At 50.3% G+C, this 4,808-nt stretch carries 5 protein-coding genes and 1 pseudogene; 2 read left to right on the top strand and 4 right to left on the bottom strand.

Annotation, left to right across the window (positions count from 1 at the left end; translation table 11 throughout):
- The first annotated feature begins 85 nt into the window (after positions 1–85).
- Positions 86–325 (top strand): hypothetical protein, encoded by a 240-nt coding sequence (locus tag HKN79_01140; protein NNC82155.1) that lies wholly within the window; start codon positions 86–88, stop codon positions 323–325.
- A 4-nt stretch (positions 326–329) separates the two neighbouring features.
- On the opposite strand, the gene HKN79_01135 is transcribed toward HKN79_01140, so the two are convergent.
- Entirely contained in the window at positions 330–1,070 is a 741-nt protein-coding gene (locus tag HKN79_01135; GenBank protein ID NNC82154.1) for a DnaJ domain-containing protein, read from the bottom strand.
- 133 nt (positions 1,071–1,203) lie between these two features.
- On the opposite strand from HKN79_01135, the pseudogene HKN79_01130 reads away from it, so the two are divergent.
- Positions 1,204–1,293 (top strand): annotated as a pseudogene (locus tag HKN79_01130) (DUF2497 domain-containing protein).
- Positions 1,294–2,026: 733 nt separating this feature from the next.
- On the opposite strand, the gene HKN79_01125 reads toward HKN79_01130, so the two are convergent.
- From HKN79_01125 to htpG, 3 genes are all read right to left on the bottom strand, one after another.
- Positions 2,027–2,470, bottom strand: coding sequence for a TPM domain-containing protein (locus HKN79_01125; GenBank protein ID NNC82153.1), 444 nt, complete (start codon positions 2,468–2,470; stop codon positions 2,027–2,029).
- An 8-nt stretch (positions 2,471–2,478) separates the two neighbouring features.
- The gene (locus tag HKN79_01120) at positions 2,479–3,069 is read right to left on the bottom strand and encodes a LemA family protein (protein ID NNC82152.1); all 591 of its coding nucleotides are present in this window, start codon (positions 3,067–3,069) and stop codon (positions 2,479–2,481) included.
- A 48-nt stretch (positions 3,070–3,117) separates the two neighbouring features.
- Positions 3,118–4,808, bottom strand: a 1,691-nt coding sequence (gene htpG / locus HKN79_01115) for a molecular chaperone HtpG (protein NNC82151.1), incomplete at its 5' end; no start/stop codon positions are given.

The raw sequence follows: 4,808 nt of genomic DNA, 5'->3' as shown, positions 1-4,808 counted from the left end.
CCTTCAATCAATTGCTGTTAAATGCTGTTAAATTCCTTGGAATCATATGTTTAATAACCTACTTTCACTACTCAAATCTCGACCAATGACCTGGTATAAAGCCATTGCACTTTTGTTCGTTTCTGTGATGTTCTCACTGTCGGCCAAGGCTACCAAGGACATTTATCCTGAGCCCTGCCTGAATAAAAAGGACACGCTCAAGGTAGAAACACAGATCAAATTCAATCCGCTCATGCTCTTCAGTCTGCCCAAGGCCATCGATCCGGTGGACCATAAAGGAACCACTGAAGAGAAGAAGAAGGATGAGCACATAGGAGCCATTTGATCATTCAGTTCAGGCCTCGTTCCTTCTTGATCTGTTCGTAGGCTTCCTGTATCTTCTTGAATTTCTCTTCGGCCCCTTGCCTTACTTCATCTCCTAGACTCGCCACCTTATCCGGGTGAAAGCGTTTGGCCATTCGTCTATAGGCTTGCTTTAATTCGTCATTGCTTACCGAAGGGTCTATCTCCAATATCTTATAGGCGCTATTCACCTCCTGGTAGAACATGTTCTTGATGCTCTCTTGGTCGGCTCGAGGTATGCGCATATAACTGGCAATAGTGCTTATCAGATCCACTTCTGCGCTGTGTACATGTCCATCGGCCTTGGCAATTCCGTAGAGATAGTGCAGCAACTGTAGGCGCATAGGCATGGCCATGTATTGTGCGATCTGTTGACTCACCTCCCGCACCGGGATGTCCTTCTTCAGGATATCGCGTAGCATACGGATATACTCGGTCGATGCCCGTTTGCCGAATTGCTGGTCCAAGAAAGACTTGACATAGGTCAACTCGGATTTCATGGTACGTCCATCGGCTTTCATCACTGCGGCCGAGAGAATGACCAGACTGATATTGAAGTCCCCTTGTCGGGTCTGAGGGCGACCGGTGGAATGGGTATAGGGAGCCTGTTCCACCATCCCGGGTTCTGCCCTATCGAATATGGAGCCCAACGCGAAGCCCAAGAAAGCTCCGATCGGACCTCCAAAGGCCCAACCTACTGCTCCACCTATCCATTTACCGAATGCCATTCTTTTGATTCAAGATTCCAGAGTGTTGATTCCAGACATTTGATTCCAGATTCCAAATAGCTGATTCAAGAGACACGTGCTCTTGAATCTTGATTCTTGAATTTGGAATCAATTCTACCACGATCCTCCTGCGCCTCCACCGCCAAATCCGCCTCCTCCGAAGCCACCGAATCCTCCTCCACCTCCGAATCCTCCTCCACCGAAGCCACCGAATCCACCTCCTGTACGGAAGGGGCCACTGCCGCGACCGAAATCATCGAATCGGCCGGTATGGCCGTGCTGGTTCATCAACATCCAAAAGGCCGTCCAATAGGCTAGATCATTGACTGCAGCATAGCGCAGCACTCTGCGGTGATAGGAGAATATCACCAGGAAAAGGATGAGGAATACGGACAGAAGGAAATAGTAGGCTTCCTTGGGCATCTCCCCCTTGACCATGGCCACTTGCTCGTTGTACTCCCCTATGGCCAGGTCCATGATGACATCGGTACCGGCCTCCAATCCCTGCATATACTGGTTCTGCTTGAAATAAGGGATCATGACCTGATCGGTGATGCGGTTGGCGTATACATCGGGGATGGCTCCTTCCAGGCCATAGCCCGTAGCGATATGGATATGCCCTTTGCTTCTTCCCACTTTGGGTTTGAGCATCACCACCACTCCATTGTCCTTATCGGCTCTTCCTATTCCCCAACTGTGTCCTAAGCGTGTCGCATATTCCCAAGGCTCGTAACCACACAAGGTATCCGGGACTATGACCAGGATCTGATTGGAGGTCTCCCGATAGAAGTCCACGAGTTTCTTATTCAGTTGCCCCTCTTGTGCGTCAGGCAAGAAATTCGCCAAATCATAGACCAAGAAGCTGTCCTGTGTCTGTAGATCAGGGGTAGCAGGTAGACAATCCTGCGCATGGACCGACCCTATCCAGAGGAGAAATAAGGCGACTATCGTTCTCCTCATAACTTCCCCATGGATATGGTGTCATCCAATTCATTTCTGTCATCTGCCTGTCTGGGAAATGCCTCTGAGAGGGACTTGCCCACTTTGAGTATCGCCTGAATCAGTCCGTCCTTGGGATGACCTGAGCGGAGATGCTGCTCCAGATCCTTGCAGAGTTCTTCCCAGAAATCTTGACCAACGCGTTGATGGATGCCGATATCCCCTATCACTGCGAAGCGATGATCGCACACGGCCAGATAGAAGAGCACGCCATTGCGCTCTGCTGTCTCATGCATATGCAATTGCTCGAAGATGAAGGCGGCTCTATCGTGCGGTCGATGATCGCAATGGTCTTCTAGATGTACGCGTATCTCCCCTGAGGTCAATAGCTCGGCCTGTTGAATGGCCGATTCTATCTCTGCGCGTTCATCCGGAGTGAAGAATGTGGGATACTTGGCCAAGTGCTCGATCAGAATTTCACCTCTGGGGCCGTATTTGCACCTTCGGTGGATTCGAAATACTCCCGCTGCTCAAAGCCGAACATGCCGGCAATCAGATTATTGGGGAATTTCCGGACCAGCTTATTGTAGGATTGAACCGTGTCATTAAATCGACTACGTGCTGTAGAGATCCGGTTCTCAGTGCCTTCCAGTTGCGCCTGCAGATCGCTGAAGAGCTGACTGGACTTCAATTCGGGATAGTTCTCCGTATAACCGAAGAATCCTCGCATGGCCCCACTCAATCTCCCTTGAGTCTGTTGGATGGCTGCAATATCAGGCCCTCCATCGGGACCGGTACTCTGCATGGCCGCCATGGCTGCAGCACGAGCCTCGGTCACCTGTACGAGAATTCGCTCCTCGGTCTGTGCATAGCCCTTGACGGTCTCTACCAGATTACCGATCAGATCGTGTCTACGCTGGTATTGATCCTCTACTTGGGACCAGGCACCGTTGACGGTCTCATCGAGTTCGACCATGTTGTTATATGGGCCTTTCAGAGCGAAGAAGGCCAGCCCTCCAAAGACCAATAGGACCAGGAGTGTGATGAATAAACCTCTCATTTCAATTGTAGATTTTGCGTTTGATGTTCAACGAAAGTAATGGACTTGTCATTTGATCAAGTCCAGACTCCGTTTGATGAATCCGGTCAGTCGTTCCCCTTTGAGCATTCCTTGACTGAGCATGGCCAGATCGAGGGCCTGCTCGGTAAGGGCCTTCTTCTTATCCTCTTTCTTTGCCTCAGCTATCTGTGCGATGAGCGGATGATTGGTATTGACCACCAGATTATACATCTCTGGAAAGGCTCCCATCATCATGCCGCCTCCACCGCTCATCTGCTGCTCCTTCATCCTACGCATGAACTCGCTCTGTGTGATGAGCATGGGCGCATCGCTCTCGCTCATAGGGTTGAGCTCTACTTGATACTTCTGCTTGTCAACCAATTCTTCTACAAAAGGCTTGAGCGCTTCTTCCTGCTCCTTGCTCAGCTTGCTCGGTAGATCCTCTCCCTTATCGATGAGCTTATCGATGGTATCGGCATCCACACGGGTGAAGCTGACATCACTGAACTTCTGCTCCAGTTTCATGAGCATATGACTGGTCAATGGACTATCCATGACGAGTACCTGATAGCCCCGCTCCTTGGCCTGACTGATGAAGGCATGGTGCTCTTCAGCATCATGTGTGTAGAGCAATACGGTCTTGTCGTCCTTATTCTTCTGAAGGGCCTCCACCTTCTCGGTATATTCCTCCACGGTGTAGTGCTTGCCTTCTGTATCCTTCAGCAGATATGCATTGTACATCTTGTCAGCAAACTTCTCTTGGGTGAGCATACCGTACTCGATGAATACCTTGATATCCTCCCACTTCTGCTCGAAGTCCTCGCGGTCGTTCTTGAACATCTTCTCCAGCTGATCGGCCACCTTCTTCTGGATGTACTTAGAGATCTTCTGCACATTGTGATCGCTCTGTAGGTAGCTACGCGATACGTTGAGCGGAATGTCCGGAGAATCGATCACCCCGTGGAGCAGGGTCAGGAATTCCGGGACGATGTTCTCCACATTATCGGTGATGAAGACCTGATTGGAGTAGAGATTGATCTTGTTCTTCTGGATCTCTACCTGATTCTTCAGTTTAGGGAAATAGAGTATCCCGGTCAGGTTGAATGGGTAATCCACATTGAGGTGGATATGGAAGATAGGCTCTTCGAAGTTCATCGGATAGAGCTCGCGGTAGAAGGCCGTATAGTCTTCCTGCTTGAGGTCTGAAGGTGCCTTGGTCCAGGCCGGAGTGGTGTTGTTGATGATGTTGTCCACCTCCACGCTCTTCCACTTGGTCTTGCCTTCATCGTCTGTACCGTCCTCCACGCTCTCGGTCTTCTTGCCGAACTTGATCTCTACCGGCAAGAACTTGCAGTACTTATCGAGGATACCTTGGATGCGGTTCCTCTCTAGGAATTCCTTGCTGTCTTCTGCGATGTGCAGGATGACATCGGTCCCTTTGGTCTTCTTACTGGTCTCTTCCAGTGTATAGTTGGGACTTCCATCACAGGTCCAGTGTACGGGAGTGCTGTTGGGCTTCTGAGATCGGGTGATGATCTCCACCTTATCAGCCACCATGAATGCCGAGTAGAAACCCAGTCCGAAATGCCCGATGATGGCCTCGGTCTTGTCCTTGTATTTATTGACGAATTCCTCGGCCCCGCTGAAGGCGATCTGATTGATATACTTCTCTACTTCTTCTCCGGTCATCCCGATCCCATTGTCCCGCACGGTGATGGTTCCGTCCTTCTCATCAAGGA

The organism is Flavobacteriales bacterium (assembly GCA_013001705.1).
Classification (GTDB): Bacteria; Bacteroidota; Bacteroidia; order Flavobacteriales_D; family JABDKJ01; genus JABDLZ01.
Note: the sequence above shows the minus strand (reverse complement) of the source record. Positions and strands in the feature narration are given on the sequence as shown.

Coding starts and splice junctions, on each gene's coding strand:
- HKN79_01140 (NNC82155.1), top strand. CDS start 86: ATGACCTGGTATAAAGCCATTGCACTTTTGTTCGTTTCTGTGATGTTC.
- HKN79_01135 (NNC82154.1), bottom strand. CDS start 1,070: ATGGCATTCGGTAAATGGATAGGTGGAGCAGTAGGTTGGGCCTTTGGA.
- HKN79_01120 (NNC82152.1), bottom strand. CDS start 3,069: ATGAGAGGTTTATTCATCACACTCCTGGTCCTATTGGTCTTTGGAGGG.